The organism is Thermostilla marina, assembly GCF_054657455.1.
In genome coordinates this window covers 2124662-2141143 of record NZ_BAAHYR010000001.1, presented here as the reverse complement: position 1 = coordinate 2141143, position 16482 = coordinate 2124662, and the positions used below count along the sequence as shown (strand labels likewise).

General features: G+C 58.9%; 12 protein-coding genes. All 12 read left to right on the top strand.

The window, feature by feature from the left end:
- The first annotated feature begins 1 nt into the window (after window position 1).
- Window positions 2-844, top strand: a complete 843-nt coding sequence (locus ACYQ2I_RS07830; protein WP_460166455.1) for a type II secretion system F family protein — start codon at window positions 2-4, stop codon at window positions 842-844.
- Between the two features lie 45 nt (window positions 845-889).
- Window positions 890-1885, top strand: a complete 996-nt coding sequence (locus tag ACYQ2I_RS07825) for a type II secretion system F family protein (RefSeq protein WP_460166454.1) — start codon at window positions 890-892, stop codon at window positions 1883-1885.
- 33 nt (window positions 1886-1918) lie between these two features.
- A complete protein-coding gene (locus tag ACYQ2I_RS07820; RefSeq protein ID WP_460166453.1) occupies window positions 1919-2920 on the top strand; it encodes a zinc ribbon domain-containing protein in 1002 nt (333 codons plus the stop codon).
- Between the two features lie 88 nt (window positions 2921-3008).
- Complete coding sequence (locus ACYQ2I_RS07815) at window positions 3009-6341, top strand: serine/threonine-protein kinase (RefSeq protein ID WP_460166452.1); 3333 nt, start codon at window positions 3009-3011, stop codon at window positions 6339-6341.
- Window positions 6342-6966: 625 nt separating this feature from the next.
- Complete coding sequence (locus ACYQ2I_RS07810; RefSeq protein WP_460166451.1) at window positions 6967-7929, top strand: diacylglycerol/lipid kinase family protein; 963 nt, start codon at window positions 6967-6969, stop codon at window positions 7927-7929.
- Between the two features lie 177 nt (window positions 7930-8106).
- Window positions 8107-8937 carry a 3-deoxy-8-phosphooctulonate synthase gene (gene kdsA, locus ACYQ2I_RS07805; protein WP_460166450.1) on the top strand — a complete coding sequence of 277 codons (831 nt, stop codon included), beginning with the start codon at window positions 8107-8109 and terminating at the stop codon, window positions 8935-8937.
- Window positions 8937-10739: a hypothetical protein gene (locus ACYQ2I_RS07800; protein WP_460166449.1), complete on the top strand. Its 1803-nt coding sequence runs from the start codon at window positions 8937-8939 to the stop codon at window positions 10737-10739. Before kdsA ends, ACYQ2I_RS07800 begins: the two co-directional genes overlap by 1 nt.
- Before the next feature lie 264 nt (window positions 10740-11003).
- Entirely contained in the window at window positions 11004-12005 is a 1002-nt protein-coding gene (locus ACYQ2I_RS07795) for an aspartate-semialdehyde dehydrogenase (protein WP_460166448.1), read from the top strand.
- Between the two features lie 80 nt (window positions 12006-12085).
- A complete protein-coding gene (gene truA, locus ACYQ2I_RS07790; RefSeq protein WP_460166447.1) occupies window positions 12086-12868 on the top strand; it encodes a tRNA pseudouridine(38-40) synthase TruA in 783 nt (260 codons plus the stop codon).
- An 18-nt stretch (window positions 12869-12886) separates the two neighbouring features.
- Window positions 12887-14095: a glycosyltransferase family 4 protein gene (locus ACYQ2I_RS07785; RefSeq protein ID WP_460166446.1), complete on the top strand. Its 1209-nt coding sequence runs from the start codon at window positions 12887-12889 to the stop codon at window positions 14093-14095.
- Window positions 14096-14291: 196 nt separating this feature from the next.
- Window positions 14292-15158, top strand: a complete 867-nt coding sequence (locus ACYQ2I_RS07780) for a serine/threonine-protein kinase (RefSeq protein WP_460166445.1) — start codon at window positions 14292-14294, stop codon at window positions 15156-15158.
- A gap of 66 nt (window positions 15159-15224) precedes the next feature.
- Complete coding sequence (locus ACYQ2I_RS07775) at window positions 15225-16232, top strand: acetyl-CoA carboxylase carboxyltransferase subunit alpha (RefSeq protein ID WP_460166444.1); 1008 nt, start codon at window positions 15225-15227, stop codon at window positions 16230-16232.
- The last annotated feature ends 250 nt before the right edge of the window (window positions 16233-16482 follow it).

The following is a 16482-nucleotide window of genomic DNA, read 5'->3' as shown; positions in this document are numbered from 1 at the left end:
CATGGACTTGTTGCTGGCAGGATGTATTTTCACCGGCGCGTCCGTCGCCTTGGCGGCTTACGCCTTACGGGACCGGATCGTTAAGGTGTTCGAGGCGGTTGAAGAAGACATCGGGGAAAAGCTCCGCCGTCTGCGGGCACCGACACGTCACTTGCGCCGCAACCTGATCATTTGGCTACTGGGCATCGTCGCCTGCTTTTTGGGATTTTGGCTCGTCCTGAACAGTTTGATCTTCGCGTTCTTGCTAAGCGCCTTTCTGATTGCCGCGCCGTGGTACCTGCTGCGGCGAATGGCTGAACGATACCGCCAAAAGATCGAAGACCAATTGGCCGATGCCATGGTGGCGCTGTCGAATGCCGTGCGGGCGGGACTCTCACTGACCCAATCGCTGGAAATCTTGGCGGCACAGTGCCCCAAGCCGATCAACGGTGAATTCCGGCAGATCGTCGGCCAATACAACATGGGCCAACCGCTGGCCCAAACCTTAAGCGAAGCGAAACAACGCCTCAAGAGCGAAAACTTCAGCCTGTTCGCGGCCGCCTTGTTGGCCAGCCACGAACACGGCGGCAAACTCAATGAAACCGTCGAACGGATCGCCCAGTCGGTCCTCGAACTCCAACGCCTGGATCGAAAGATCATGGCGGAGACGGCCCAGGCCCGGAAGTCGTCGATCTATATGGCCATCTCGCCCTGGTTGATCCTGGTCGCCTATTACTACATCGATCCCGAAAACACGAAAATGTTGTTCACGCAACCGCTGGGGCACTTGCTCTTGGCAATGGCGGTCGTGCTGAACGTCATCGCCTATTTGTGGGCACGCGCCATCTTGAATCCCGACATTTGAACCGAATCGCCGTCGATTTCATACGCATACGAGAGCCACATCGCCATGCCGCCGCTCCCGACCTTCGACCACTGGTTGACACTGGCTCAGGTCCCGCCGCCTGAAGTAACGGTCGTCGAAACCGTCGAGACAACCGGCTGGTTTCTTTGGGGTGCATCGGCGCTGATGGGCATCGCCGTTTTTCTGGTGGCACGTTGGCTGCTGACGGTCTTCTACACCGAAGATTTACAGCAGGGCGAACAGTGGCGGTACGACATCAGCCGAATCAACGAGTTGCGCCGTGCCGACACGTTCTATCGCGTATTTCAACCGGCCATCGTTCTGTTGGCTCAGTTCAATCGCCGCGCGTTTCGCGACGCACTCCCCGAAATCCAACGACACATTCACGCGGCGGGACTTTCGCGGTTTTGGCTCGCCGAAGAATACTTGGCGAAGCTCGAATTGATCAGCTTCATGCTGACCCCGCTTTACATTTATTTTTGTGTCCGGGCGGTAGGCATCGTCGGCGTGTTGGTCGCCTTGGTGGGAACGATACTGACGGTCTGGTTGCTGCGATACCGTTTGGCCTCTCGTGCGGAACGGCGCATCCTCGAAATCAAGCGTCGCTTGCCGTTCTTGCTCGACTTGTTGACGTTGCTCATGGAAGCCGGCTCGACGTTCCTCAACGCACTGGCCCAGGCGGTTGAAGAGTACAAGGGCCACGCGATTGCCGAGGAGTTCGGGCGCGTGTTAACCGACATGAACATGGGCAAGACCCGATACGAAGCCTTCAGTGCCATGCGGGATCGTTTGGCCGACGACGAAATCACCAGCATCATCGGCTCAATCCTACAAGGTGAAGAACTGGGAAGTCCGTTGGCGCATATTTTTCGCACGCAGGCGGATGTTCTCCGAATCAAGAGGACGCAACGCGCCGAAATGGTCGCCGGCGAGGCCGGCGTCAACATGTTGCTGCCGAGCATGCTGGTCATGGCGGCCACCGTCCTGATCATCCTCGGTCCGTTTATTTTGAACTACCTGTATTTCGGTATGATTCTCTGATCCGACCTATCCATCCAAGCGAGTTGGCCGGCGATGCCGATCAAAGTGAAGTGTCCTTTGTGCAAGACGGAAATCACCGTGAAGCCGGACTTACACGGCAAGCGGCTGAAATGCCCGTGGTGTCACCATCGGTTTCACCCCGGCGGCACGAAACCGACCGCCGCAGATGTTCCAGCCGACGATGCGCCTTTAGCCGTACCGCCCACGATGGCTTCCGGCCAGAAGGAGGGCGACTCAACTCCTTCGCAGCCCCCTGAAGCCGACTCGCACGACACGCCGACGGAATCGATCCCGACGCAAATCGGGCGTAAAGCCCGCCTGAAACTCGATGCCTTACGTGAATCGAAGGCAGATTCACGCCGACCGTCCGCCCCGCCGGCCGCGCAGACACCGGCTTCACCCTCCAGTCCCCAACCGACCGCCCCGCCGAAACGACAAGCCGCAGTCTCCACGCCGGCGGAACAAAGTGCGCCCGTGACGCAACCGACGAAAACGGCCGACAGGGCAGGGGACGATGCTTCGCCGGGGGCTGCGGGACCGAAGAAAAAGGTGGCAAGACTGATCCTGACCGAGCAAGCTGAGTCTCAATGGAAACTCGGCAGCGACGGGGATCTGCCCAACCTGCACCTCAAGGAAGATCAGGAACAAGAGGAAAAAGAAGAAAAACCCAAACAATCGAACCCGCTGTTGCTGTTCTTCTTGGCAGCCTTGAGCGTGATGGCTTCGATTCTACTGTTGTTCGTCGACGTACAGCCGACGGGCAGCAATCTGTCGGCCAAAGACCAGGCTCGACGTATCATTGCCGAAGAGTACTATACCAATCTCAATCCGGATGAACCCCTGGAGCCCTATCAGGTATACTTGCGGGAGGCGGAATGGGCCCATTCTCGCGGCGACACGCGCACCGAGCGGGAAATGTACCGCCGCGTGTTGCGATTGTTGTTCGCCGAATCCGATAGTTTTCGCGGCTTGACCGGCAGCCGCGAACGCGACAAGCGACTTGAAGAACAGATTCGCATCTTGTTACAACCATGACGCCGAAAGCATGTGCCTTGCCGGTCGCCCACGGCGGGACGCTCCGCTTCCGGAATCGTGATCCCGAATCAACACCAGCGAGACGGTGATGGAATCGACACCACGCTACGAAATCGTCGCAGAAATCGCCACCGGCGACTTTGCCACGGTGTACAAGGCGCGCGACCGCGAACTGGGACGCGAAGTCGCCGTCAAAGAAATCCACCGCCACTTTCGCAGCGACCCGGAAAAGCTCGAACGCTATTGGCGCGAAGCCCAGTTGCTCGCGTCGCTTCAGCATCCGCACATCGTTACGATCTACGACATCGATCGCAAACGCGGATGGATCATCTTGGAGTTGATGCGGGGAAATCTTCAGCGCAGCGTCGAAACCGGTCCCATCGATCTCGATTTCTTGCGGGACGTCCTCTCCGGAACGCTTCAGGCCCTAGAATTCCTCCATGCCAACGGCGTCATTCACGGCGATATCAAGCCGAGCAACCTGCTATTGGACGCCCAGGGACGGGTCAAGCTCGGCGATTTCGGGCTGGCGCGCCGTGCCACCGATGCTTCGGGCAGTCTCCTCAAGGGCACGACCAAATACATGGCCCCCGAGCTGATCTCGGACCAGTTCGGCCAGGTCGGACCGGCCAGTGACCTGTATTCGCTGGGGTTCACCGCCTACGAACTGATGTGCGGCCCCGACTTCGAACTGTTGTTTCCCAGTTTGGATGCCTTCGGTCGGGACCAACAAGTCGCGTGGATGATGTGGCACTCGGCAGCCGACCAGCGACTTCCCAAGGTCGACCAGGTTCTTGAAGGCGTCCCGCCCGACATCGCGGCCGTCGTGGACGGTCTCGTTGAAAAGGACCAGTCGAAACGGATTTCATCGGCGCGCGAAGCCCTTCGGATGCTGCCGTCCGCCCGCGGCGAGGTCGTACCGCCTCCGCCGGTGGACGAGAATGAGGAAGCTGCCAAGGCCGCGGAAGCCGAACGCAAGAAAAAGCGCAACAAACGCATCTTGTTGGCGATCGCCTCCGTCTGTTCACTGCTGTTATGCGTCTTGATGCTGCTCCCTCCGGCCCAAAAACCGGAGCCTGTCGCCCCGCCGCCTCCGCCGTCGGGTGTAATTCGCAATTTGTTTCTCGACGAACGGTTGCTGGTAATCAACACCGACGAAGGGGAACCGGTCGAAATCAGGATCAAACCTTCGGACGAGGTGTTCATCAACGGACGAAAACACCTCTTACGCGACCTGCAACCCGGTGACCGAATCACAGTCGAGAGCTACCTCGACTCGCAAGGAATGCGAATCCAACGGCTGGACGCGATTCGGCCGGAGACCATTGCCGGAAACGTTCAGGCGGTGTCGTTGGCCGACGGTACGTTGACGGTTCTGGGAACCGACGGCAAGACGACCGTGACGGTGGTCGTTCCGCAAGATGTGCCGATCCGTTTCAACGACCAAACGACGATTGACGGCCGGACGATCTCGATCTCCGACATCAAACCGGAAGATCGCATCCAACTGGAATACATCGGCGAGAACGAAGGGTTTCGGGCTGTGGCGTTGAGCGTTTACCGCCAAGTCACACTCGAAGGCGTTGTTCGCAATATCGATGCCCAAAAGGGTGAGCTTACCGTCGAGCGGACGGATAACGGCCAGTTGACGAGTTTCCCCATTGCAGAAGACTGCACCGTTACCCTGAATGATCGGACGGAAATCAACGAGCAATTGCTCTCACCGGCCGATATCCGGCCCGGCGACCACGTGACGGTTATCGCCGATACGCAGATTCGTCGCATCGATGCGTATCGCATCGTCGGACAGGCCGGTACGATTCAGCAAATCGACTACACCGGTCGAACGATCGGCGTCGTACTGACCGGCTCTTCGGAAGTATCCCAATTTCTAGTCGGCTCCGACTGCGAAATCTCGTTGGCCGGCGAACCGGCTTCCTTGGAAGAACTTCGCACAGGCGATCGGGTCGACATTACGCATGATCGGCCGGGAGAGAAAATACCGCAAGCTATGCGTATCGAAGCGACCAGGCCGGCCCAAGCCGACCGCTGGGCCGTGCTCGTCGCCTTAGATTCGTTCGACGACGCCACGATTCCCGCGTGCCCGCACGCGAGGGCCGACGCAACCGCTTTGTACGATGCACTCTTGAAGCGATACGCCGTACCGCGTTCCCAAGCGCTGAAACTGGAAAACCCCAGTCGCGTACGCTTGACTCAAGGCTTGGCCAACCTGCTCAAGACCGTTCCACCCGACGGACAATTGATCGTGTTCGTCGCGGGTCGCGGGGGGCTGGTCGATGAACGCGGGTATGTGGCGGCCAAAGACACCGATCTCGCGAATCTGGAAACCACGGGCGTCGCACTTCAGTGGCTACTCGATCAACTCGAAGCTTGTCCAGCCAAGAGCAAACTGCTTCTCTTTGATGTCGACGGCTGGGAACAAACCGGCGGATCAGCCGCCGCGTTGCTGGCCACCGTCAAGGGACCACCGGGCATGGCGCCGTTCCGCACGGTGACCGTCATCGCGGGAACGGTCGACGACCAACATTCCGTCTCTCTGGAATCAGAACGCTGCGCCTTCGGCGAAGCGTTGGTCTCGGCTTTTCGCGGCAAGGCCGATGCCAACCGTGATGGACGTATCGAACCGACCGAGTTGTTCTCGTACTTGAAGCTCGAAACCCCCCGCCTTGCCCAAGCAACTGCGGGAACGCAAACCCCCGAGATCTTCCTCCCCGACAACCGGCCTCCACGGCTGAGCAACCAAGCCAAACAGGCCATTATGCGGCTGGCCGCGCTGGTGGCCCAAAGTAAGCCCGACCTGACCGAAGGTCAGCGAGTCTACCGCGAAGCGCGAACGGCTGCCGACGGCGAACCCGAACCGGAATTGCTGTACGGATTGCTGCTGGTGCGCGCCAAGGAATCGCGGGAAGGAATCGCGTTCTTGGAACAACTAAAAATGGCCCAACCCGCCGATCCGATTCCTTATGCGGGGCTGGCGTGGTTCCACATGTCGCGCCGCGACTACCAACAAGCCATGGATGAACTGGTCGCGATGGTGGGGCACTTGCCGGCCGTCGATGACGACTCCCCCATAAGCGACGAAGCTCGCCAAAAGCTTTTCTATTGGGTCGGACAGCTCCGCGAGTACGCCGTCCTGACAAGCGAATCGTCGACCATCGAAAAAGCCGCTGCCCAACTGGACGAAGCCGCCGCAGCCTATGCCGAAGACGCAAAACAGGCCTATGAACAAGGGCGCAAGCAATCCGCCTCGATTGCAGCCAATTTCGACGCGGCCATCGCCAAGGCCCCGAATCACGCGGCGGCGGTCAAGCTGCAATACGATCGGCGTCAATTGTCCCGCTACGTGGAATTCCCGTTCGACGACCTCATCCAAACGGCCCTGGCAAATTTGAACCGATGACGGCCGCCGCCCCGGAAATTCGACTTCCGAGGAAGATCGCCTTATGCGCCTATTTGTGCCGGGGGCCGGGTAGAAAGAAAAATGGGGCCTTCGACCAGCCGCCTCCACAGCGGCTCAACCGAGCGACAAGGGCAAGGGAATCACTCGGCACCGACCGTCGAAGACCCCACGGGCCAGCATCGGAGAGGTACGCCCTCTCCGGGGGCCTATTCTTGAGCACATCCCGCGCCAAAGCTCGACCGCTTACCGAAAATCTGACGTAACCCATTGACAGATCGGACCTTATGAAAATCCTTCAACACATTCACCCGAGCCCACAAGAAAGGCACCCCCTGTTTAGGTGAATCTTTTTTCGCCAAAAAAGCATCGAGTGTGTTGCAAGATGCCACAGCCGCATGGCGGCAACAAGTTCTCGGCGTTTGAGTGTTGCAAAATAATACACAGCCCCTTGAAGTTAATGCCGGCACTTCAGCTAAGGCACAATTCTCGCGTTTTCGCCGCGAATCAACCACCGGAAGGTTGCATCTTCAACGGTGAGATGTTCGGATTAAGGGAATCTCGATCGTACCATATAAGCCGATCGATTCCCCATCATCGACAGGTTTCGCTCCCTGTACGAGGTACTATGGCTATCGAGCAACTACCCCCGGAAGCCGATCAGATTGTCGTGCTGATCAACCCCAAGGCCGGTTGGCGATCTCGCGAAAAACGACGAAAGGCCTTTCTGTCCGTTCTCGAAAAAAGCCGGTTCCATGTCACTGTATCGAGCGACTTGAGCGAAGCCGCCGATTTGGCCAACCGCGCCTTCGAAAAGGGCACCCTGCGCACGATCGTCGGTATCGGGGGCGACGGAACCGCCGCCGAGTTGGTCAATCGAACGGTTCCCGGCGTACCGTTCACGTTGCTGCCTGCCGGTACGGCGAATCTCGTATCCCGTCATTTCCGCCTGCCGAAATCGCCCACCAAGGCTCTGGAGATGATTCGTCAGGGCCGTGTCTGTCGATTCGATGCGGGCAGCGCAAACGGTCGGCTTTTCCTGGCGGTCGCCAGTTGCGGGTTCGACGCCGAAGCCGTGTATCGCGTCCACCAACGACGACAACAACGCAATGGGCGCTATGCCGGTTATTTCAGTTACGTGGGCCCCGTCTTGAAGTTGATCGCCTCGTATCCCTATCCCGAAATCCGCATTGAATTCGAGTCGCGCGAAGAAGGGGACTCGGCCCCCAAGTCGAAACAAGCCGTCGGCCGCTGGGCCTTCGTCTTCAACATTCCCCAATACGCCTGGGGCCTTCCGCTGACTCCCAAGGCGATCGGCACCGACGGGCTGCTGGATCTCTGCACCCTTGCCAAAGGAGGCCTGGTGCACGGTCTGCGTTACGTAGCCTTTGCCCAATTCGCCCAACACGTGCATCTCTCCGATTGCACGCTGACCGCCGCCCGACGTTTCCGAATCACCTCTGAACACGATTTGGCCTATCAGTTGGACGGCGACCCGGGCGGTCGTCTTCCGCTGGAAATCGAGATCGTCCCAGATCGTGCCCGGCTCATCATTCCATCGAACAGTCCCGCTGCCGAAGCTCGCGATTGAGCGACCGGTTGCGCGCCGACCGTCGCCTTCGGTCGCGTGCATCAAGGCGGACAACACGCTTCGTATCGGTTACCATTCAAGGAAGGACCACGATCGATTCCGCAACCGCGGGTCGGACCAACCGAACCAATCGTCCGATATCTGTACTCTTGCGTCTCTGGAGAAAGGAGCAGGGCGTTGCCAAATCCGGTGGTGACCATCGGCGAATACCGTTGCGGCGTCGGCAAACCTTTATTGATCATTGCCGGACCATGTGTTCTCGAAAGCGAATCACTTGCGCTATGTGTCGCTCGGCGATTGGCGGCACTTCGAGACAAGTTGAATGTTCCGATCGTCTTCAAGGGGTCGTTCGACAAAGCCAATCGGACGAGCATTCACTCGTATCGCGGCCCGGGCCTTGACGAGGGCCTTCGCATCTTGGCAGAGGTTCACCGAGAAACGGGCCTTCCCGTGACGACCGACATCCACGAACCGTCTCAAGCGGCGCCGGCAGCCGAGGTATGCCATCTGCTTCAAATCCCGGCCTTCTTATGCCGCCAAACGGACCTGCTCACCGCCGCAGCCCAAACCGGCAAGCCCGTCAACGTCAAGAAAGGCCAATTCTTGGCCCCCGGCGATATGGCGAACGTGATCGAGAAGTTGGAATCCGCCGGTTGCCGCGATATCCTTTTGTGTGAGCGGGGCACGTTTTTTGGATACGGACGTTTGGTCAACGACATGCAAGCGTTGCCCGTCATGCGGTCGTTCGGGGTTCCCGTCGTCTTCGATGCGACGCACAGCGTCCAGCAACCGGGAGGTCGAGGAACGACTTCCGGCGGAAATCGAGAGATGGTGCCGTTTTTGGCGCGGGCCGCCGTCGCCGTCGGCGTGGACGCGTTGTTTTTCGAAACCCATCCCGCTCCCGACGAAGCAAGAAGCGACGGTCCCAACATGGTTCCCCTCGATGCGATGGAAAGCCTGCTCGGCGGGCTGCTCAAACTCCGTCAATGCGTGGAGCAAAACTTCTGATGCGACACTTGTCTGTAGCCTTCCGAACGCAACTGCGAGGTTCGGCCTTTCGCTGGACCGTTTCTCGAACGGCAATCGTGTGCCTCGCGGGAATCGTGCTCTCGGCCGGGTGTCCGAACCGGTCGACGACGGAGCAGCAACAACAACTTCGCACACGGGCCCAAGCGGCGCATATTGAAAGTCGGCGCTATTTCGACATTGCGATCAACGATTTGCATCGCCTACACGAATTCAACGGCGGCGAAATGATCGGCCGTATCGCCGATCAACTCAATCAGTGGCTGAAAGACCAACAGCCGGATCCCGCGTGGCAACCCGATCCTCTCGTCGACCAACTCCCCGAAGGCTTCCGGCAACTGCCGGTCGTTCAACGTCTTGGGGAATTCAGCTTCAACCAGAACGATGCGAATCACTTACTGGTCAGCTATTGGTTCAGCCAAATCGCCGACTGGGCATGCGGCGATACCTTGGACGATTTGAGTCGCGCGCGATCCCTATTCGACTGGACGATTCGAAACATCCAGCTCGAAAACCAACAACGCGTCCCTGTGCTGCCTTCCGGGGTACCGCTGATCCCTAGTATGACGGAGGTCTTGTTGCTGGGGCGCGGTTCTCCATTGGATCGCGCGCTGGTGTTCACTGAACTTTGTCGACAAGAGCATCTCGACGCCGGAATCATCGCCGTCCAACCCAATACACCCGACGGAGCCGGAACCTGGCAAGTCGCGTTCGTCGGCGTCCTGATCGACGGGAAGATCCACCTGTTCGATCCGTTGTTGGGTGTTCCCGTGCCCAACGAACGCGGCTTCTACTTCAACGAATACGGCCTGTTGACCGCCGAAACCGCCACCCTCGACGATGCAGCGGGCAATCCGGCCATCGTCCGACAATTGGACATCGGCGAAACGTGGCAACGCTTGCCGGATCCGTCGGTCTTGGATCGCGTAGCAGTCTTCGTTCCGGCGCCGCCGCTTGCGCTGGCACAACGAATGAAACGGATCGAAGAGGAACTGACCGGCCGTGATCGGTTCGCTTTGTACATCGATGCAACGGCCGTTGCGGAGCAATTCGCGACCCATCCGCGAGTAACGACGGTAGGGTTATGGACATACCCGTTCGAAATGGTAGCCCAGCGAGTTCAGTATCCGACAGAAATCACCCGGTACACGCAAGCCCGCTTGCAAATGTTGCAATTGGTGATCGGCGACGTGGCGCCGCTGTGGCGAGGGCGTCAATTGTACTTCCAGGGGAAGCTGGCAGGCGAGGAAGGAGCCGCCTCGTTCTTCCAGCGAGCCCGACTTTCCGAACGGCAAATGTCGGCCATGCATTTGCGTCCCGAAGAATACGCCCTCTTTCAGCAAATGAAAGTTACCGCCGCGTACTGGCTCGGGCTGATCGCCATGGAACAAGGCAACTTCGACTCGGCGGTCGAGATTTTTCAGCGCCACACGCTGGCCGAGCAAGAGGGCATCGAATGGCAGTCAGGCGTCCTATTTCATTTGGGGCGCATCACTCAGCTGCAACGCAACTATCCGCAAGCCGTCGCCCTGTATCAACAAGACACGTTCTTACCCAGCCGCTTCGGTAGTTTGTTGCGGGCATCGAAGATCATCGAATTAGCGGGCTTGGCAGAGCCTGAAGCGCCCGAGCAAACCACATCCGAACCGGAAGCGGCATCGAATGACGGAGCAGGGGAGGGGGGCCGCCCCTCCGCCACCCCGGCGAGTGTTCCGGAAAACGACAGGCCTGCTCCGGAAGAAGACCGCAGCACGGAAAACCCGGCGCCGAATCCAGCCGACTAACCCCCCCGCCACCAATGGGTAGAGACCACCCCGCCATGTTAGTGCATCCAGGGGCGACTTTCGCCATTTGAAGCCTCTTCGTAGAATGAAGAGTTCGCTATATCGTGGAGGTGGGATTCCGGGTGAACGGCCGTCATTTCGTGCGCGAACCGTCGGTTGCCGCGGCGTGTCTTGCCGACTTGACGGTCTTTCCTGAAGTCCGCCATCAAACACGATGCATGGGCATTCCAGACAGTGGTGTTTTTCAACTTAGGGAGTCTTCCCGTGTTCAAGTCGATCGCCGTCGTCGGAGCCACCGGAGAAGTCGGCCGGATTATTTGCAGCTTGTTGGAAAAGCGGCCGTTCGAATTCGAGCAAATCAAGTTTCTCGCCTCGCAGCGTTCGGCAGGCAAACCGATCACGTTCGCCGGACAGGAGTACACCGTCGAGCTGCTGCAACCGGAGGCATTCGACGGCGTCGACCTGGTCATCAGCAGCACCCCCGATGACGTCGCCCGCGAGTTCATCCCGAAAGCCGTGGAGCGGGGTTGCGTGGTCGTCGACGAAAGCGCCGCATGGCGTATGGATCCGAATGTTCCGTTGGTCGTTCCGGAGGTGAATCCCGAGGCCGTTCGGAACCATCGCGGTATTATCGCCAGCCCCAACTGTTCGACGATCCAGATGGTCGTGGCGATGAAGCCGCTCCACGATTACGGCCGCATCAAGCGAGTGGTCGTCAGCACGTACCAAGCGGCGAGCGGAGCAGGGTTGCAAGGAAGTCGCGATCTGAGAGAAGCCGTCCGGGCGGCAGCATCGGGAGAAACTTACGAATACAAAGCCTTTGCTCACCCGCTCGCCTTCAATCTCATCCCGCAAATCGGGTCGCCGCGGGACAAGGGGTATACCTCCGAAGAAATGAAAATGGTCCTCGAGACGCACAAGATTTTCAACGACGAATCGATCGCGGTTTGCCCCACCTGCGTACGGGTGCCGGTCACCAACTGTCACAGCGAAAGCATTTTGGTCGAGACCAAAAAGAAAATCACCGCCGAAAAAGCGCGCGAGTTGTTCGAGGCCGCCGAAGGCATCGTCGTCATCGACGATTTGGCACAAAACCAATATCCCATGCCGATCTCGTGTAACGGGCGCGATGAAGTGTTTGTCGGCCGCATCCGCGAGGACATCTCCAGCGAATCCGGCATCACGTTCTGGTGCGTGGCCGACAATGTCCGCAAGGGTGCCGCGACGAACGCCGTCCAAATCGCCCAATTGTTGGCCAAGTCCTGAAAACGAGACAGCCAATCGATTGCCGCGCTCCTGCTCGAAACCGACGGGGTAGGGGCCCTCGACGCCGGACGATTTTGACCATGCGAACGATTCGGCTGCTTTTGGCATACGACGGCACGGCCTACGCCGGATGGCAAATCCAGCCGAATCACCCCACGATTCAAGGCGCCGTGAGTGATGCCATTCGCCGCGTATCGGGAGAAGACGTTCGCCCTTTAGCCAGCGGACGTACCGATGCAGGGGTGCACGCGTTGGGGCAGGTCGCCGTGTTTCGCACCGAATCGTCGTTATCGGCCGAAGTGTGGAGCAGGGCGTTGAACGCCAATTTACCGCCCGACATTCGAGTTCGGCACGCGGACGAGGTCTCTCCCGATTTTCACCCCATTCGCGATGCCGCCGCCAAGCGTTACCGCTACCTGATCCAAGACGGCCGGCCGCTCCCCGTTTGGCGGAATATGGCGTGGCAAATCCCTTACAAAATTGATCAGGCAGCCGCACAAGAAGCTGCCGAACAACTCCGAGGCAGACACGACTTTTCTGCCTTCGAAACCAGCGGCGCACCGCGAAAAAGCAGCGTGCGAACCGTCACGGCCCTCTCTGTGAACCGTGTTTCCGGCGGCGTGCTCTCGACCGGTTCCGATGAACTACTCGCGATCGAGATCGAAGCCGACGGTTTCTTGTACAATATGGTACGGAACATCGTCGGCAGCCTTGTCGAAGTCGGTCGCAAAGCCCGGCCACCCGAGTGGATCGGCGAAGTGCTCGAATCGCGTGATCGCCGGATTGCCGGTCCGACGGCGCCGCCGCAAGGCCTGTTCCTGGTGCGCGTCACCTATCCGCCACCGTACGAATTCGACCTGTAATCGACCGATTCACGACTCGTGCGAATCGCTCACATCATCACCCGGATGATTCTCGGCGGTGCACAGGAGAACACGCTTCTGTGTTGCCGCGATCTCTTGCGCGATTACGGCGACGACGTGTTGTTGATCACCGGGCCCGCCTTGGGGCCGGAAGGCTCGCTGTTGGAAAAAGCCCGAGGCTGGGGTGTTCCAATCTTCGAAATCCCCGAAATGCGGCGAGCCGTTCATCCATGGCGTGATTTCGTTGCGTATCGAAAGCTCTTGACGATCCTGCGGGAATTCCAGCCGCACGTCGTGCACACACACAGCGCGAAAGCGGGAATCCTGGGACGCCGGGCAGCTTGGAAGCTCGGAGCGCCCGCGATCGTCCATACCGTCCACGGTGCCCCGTACCACCCATATCAACCGGCCCCGGCCCGCTGGTTCGTGCGGATATGCGAAATCTACGCGGCAAAACGCTGCCACGCGATGATCAGTGTCGCCGACGCGATGACAGATCTTTTGGCCGGTGACGGCGTCGCCGCCCGCGACAAGTTCACGACGATCTACAGCGGCATGGAAGTCGCCCCGTTCCTTCAAGCCGACACCCACCGCGACGAAACACGGCGAGAACTAGGATACGCCGACGATCATTGCGTGGTCGGAAAGATTGCCCGCTTGTTCCACTTGAAAGGACACGAGGATCTGATTCGTGCCGCCGAGACCATCGTCCGTGAGGCACCGCACGTGCGATTCCTACTCGTCGGTGACGGCATCCTTCGCTCCCGGCTGGAAGCCGAAATCGCGCATCGCGGTTTGACCGAGTATTTTCGGTTCGTCGGCCTCGTGCCTCCCGAAAAACTCCCGGCATATCTTGGGGCCATGGACGTCGTCGTTCACACAAGCCTGCGCGAAGGTCTTGCACGCGTCTTGCCGCAGGCGCTACTCGCCGGAAAGCCGGTCGTCAGCTACGACATCGACGGCGCCCGCGAGGTCGTCTTGGAAGACGAAACAGGACACCTCATCCCTCCCCGGAACATCTCCTCCCTCAGCCGAGCCATAATCTCGTTGGCGGGCGATGCGCAAAAACGACACCGATTCGGTCGACGTGGGCGCGAGTTATGCAAGATGCGATTTTGCCATCAACAAATGACCCGCCAGATACGTACTCTTTATGAGTCCATCTTGCAGGAAAGGGAAGGAGCTACCGACTTCGGAACGCACACGCCCCAACACAGGGCGATGTGAGCCGCAATTGTGGGGATTTTGCGTTTTCGGTAGACTGAACATGATTATCTCTGCCGTGCTTACGCTAGCTTGCGCATTCCGCGCAAACTGCCCTCGCTAGTTCGGCAGACGAACGCGGGAAAGGGCAGGGGGGCAACCACCGGAACGCGTCATTGAGAAGAGCATTCGGCCTGCGAAACGAGGATTGAAGGGAATCGTGTCCAGCGGAATTCGACAACTCGGCCCATATCGGTTGACGAACTTGATCTACAGTGGGGCCACCACGCAACTCTGGAAGGCCATCCACGACGCGACCGGCGTCACGTACGCCGTGAAAATGCTCGTCCATCGGGCAGCCAAAGACCGTGGTCAGATCGCGTATTTGAAGCGAGAATACGAATTCCGCCGACGCGTTCTCGACGACAGTCTGATCAACATCCTCGAGTACCGCGTCGAGCAGGGGGTCCCATTCCTCGTGATCGAGTGGTGCCCGTGGCCGAACATGAAATCGTGGATCCAAGAGGGCCTCGACAGTTATCGACAAATCATCCGACAAATCATCTTCGGAGCCACCGAGGCCGTGGCGGCCATGCATCGGCAAAGGTACGTCCACCGCGACATCAAGCCCGACAATTTCCTCGTTTCACCGAAGGGCCAAGTGAAATTGATCGATTTCGCATTGGCCAAGAAAACCGGCGGGCTGTTGTCACGGTTCTTCGGTGGTGCCCCCAAGATCCAAGGCACTGCCAGCTACATTTCGCCGGAACAAATCCGCAAGAAACCGCTCGACGGCCGCGCCGACTTGTACAGCCTCGCCTGCACGTTCTTTGAACTGACGACCGGGCGACCACCGTTTACCGGTAGCTCGCAAAACGAGCTATTGACGAAACACCTGAAGGCTCCGCCGCCTTCCGCCGAAACAGTCAACCCCGAAGTGTCACCGCAGTTCTCGCAACTGTTGATCAAAGCGTTGGCCAAGAATCCGAACGACCGGTTTCGATCCGTCCCCGAGTTTTTCGGAGAGTTACACGCCGTGCCGATTTTCAAGAACGATCCGACACCGGCCCCGGCTGCCGTGCTCTAGGCGCGCAGCCAAAGACGGAATTCGAATATTTACGAGTCTTTGCAGAAAAAAACGAGACTGAATACCATGAGTAACGCCGTTCATCGCCTGTCTTTCGAGCGTCCGATCTATGAATTGGAAGCCCGCGTCGAGAAACTCGAACGCCTTGTGCAAGACAATCCCGACGCTCGGCAGGAACTACAAGAAAAACGCCGTGAGCTTCTTGAACTCAAACGGCGTATCTATGCCAACCTTGAACCGTGGGAAGTCGTCGAGGTCGCTCGACACCCCGATCGCCCCATGACCAGCGACTACTTGCAGTTGTGCTTCGAAGAGTTCGTCGAGCTGCACGGCGACAAGCTCTTCGGCGACGACCGCGCGATCCTTACCGGCTGGGCCAAACTCGACGAACAGAAGGTGATGGTCATCGGTCACCAGAAAGGCAAGACGGTCAAGGAACGCATCGCCTGCAACTACGGTTGCGCCCACCCTGAAGGCTACCACAAGGCCATCTCCAAAATGAAATTGGCGGCCAAATTCGGTTTACCCGTGATCTGCTTCATCGACACCCCCGGCGCCTATCCGGGAATTGCCGCCGAAGAACGGGGCCAGGCCCAGGTCATCGCAACCGCCATGATGGAGATGTCGCGCTTACCCACCCCCATCGTTTGCGTCGTCATCGGCGAGGGCGGCTCGGGCGGCGCGCTCGGCATCGGTGTCGGCGATCGCGTCGCCATGCTTGAGCACGCCTATTATTCCGTCATCAGCCCCGAGGGCTGCGCCGGAATCCTTTGGAAGGATCACCAATACAAACAAGAAGCCGCCCGCGCACTCAAGATGACCTCAAAAGACCTTCTTGAACTCGGTATCATCGACGCCGTGATCCCGGAACCGCCCGGCGGCGCTCATCGCGATCATTTCGCCACGGCCACCCGCCTCAAGTCATACTTGCGCACCACCATCCGCGAACTGCGCACGCTACCGACGGACGAACTCCTCGAAAAGCGTTACCGCCGATTTCGCGTTCTCGGTCAATATCTCGAGAACGGCGAAACCATTACCGGTGTCTTCACCGACGCCCCGTCCGACAACTAACGATGCCCAACGCCATTTCACACCGGCGGATAGGGCGAACCCCCTATTCGCCATTTCTTTTTCCCATCCTGCCCACTTTCCGCCCCGAATTTCCGCGTCGGAAGCATGCTTCCCGGCGCGAAATTTTCCATCCCAAAACGCTTGGTTTATCGCCGGCAAACATCCCAGCATTCTCCGCCCTTGCAATCTCGCATTCTTCCGAATGCTTCGCGTTCCAAGTGTGCCATTCGACCTTCGGCACCTCCTTCGA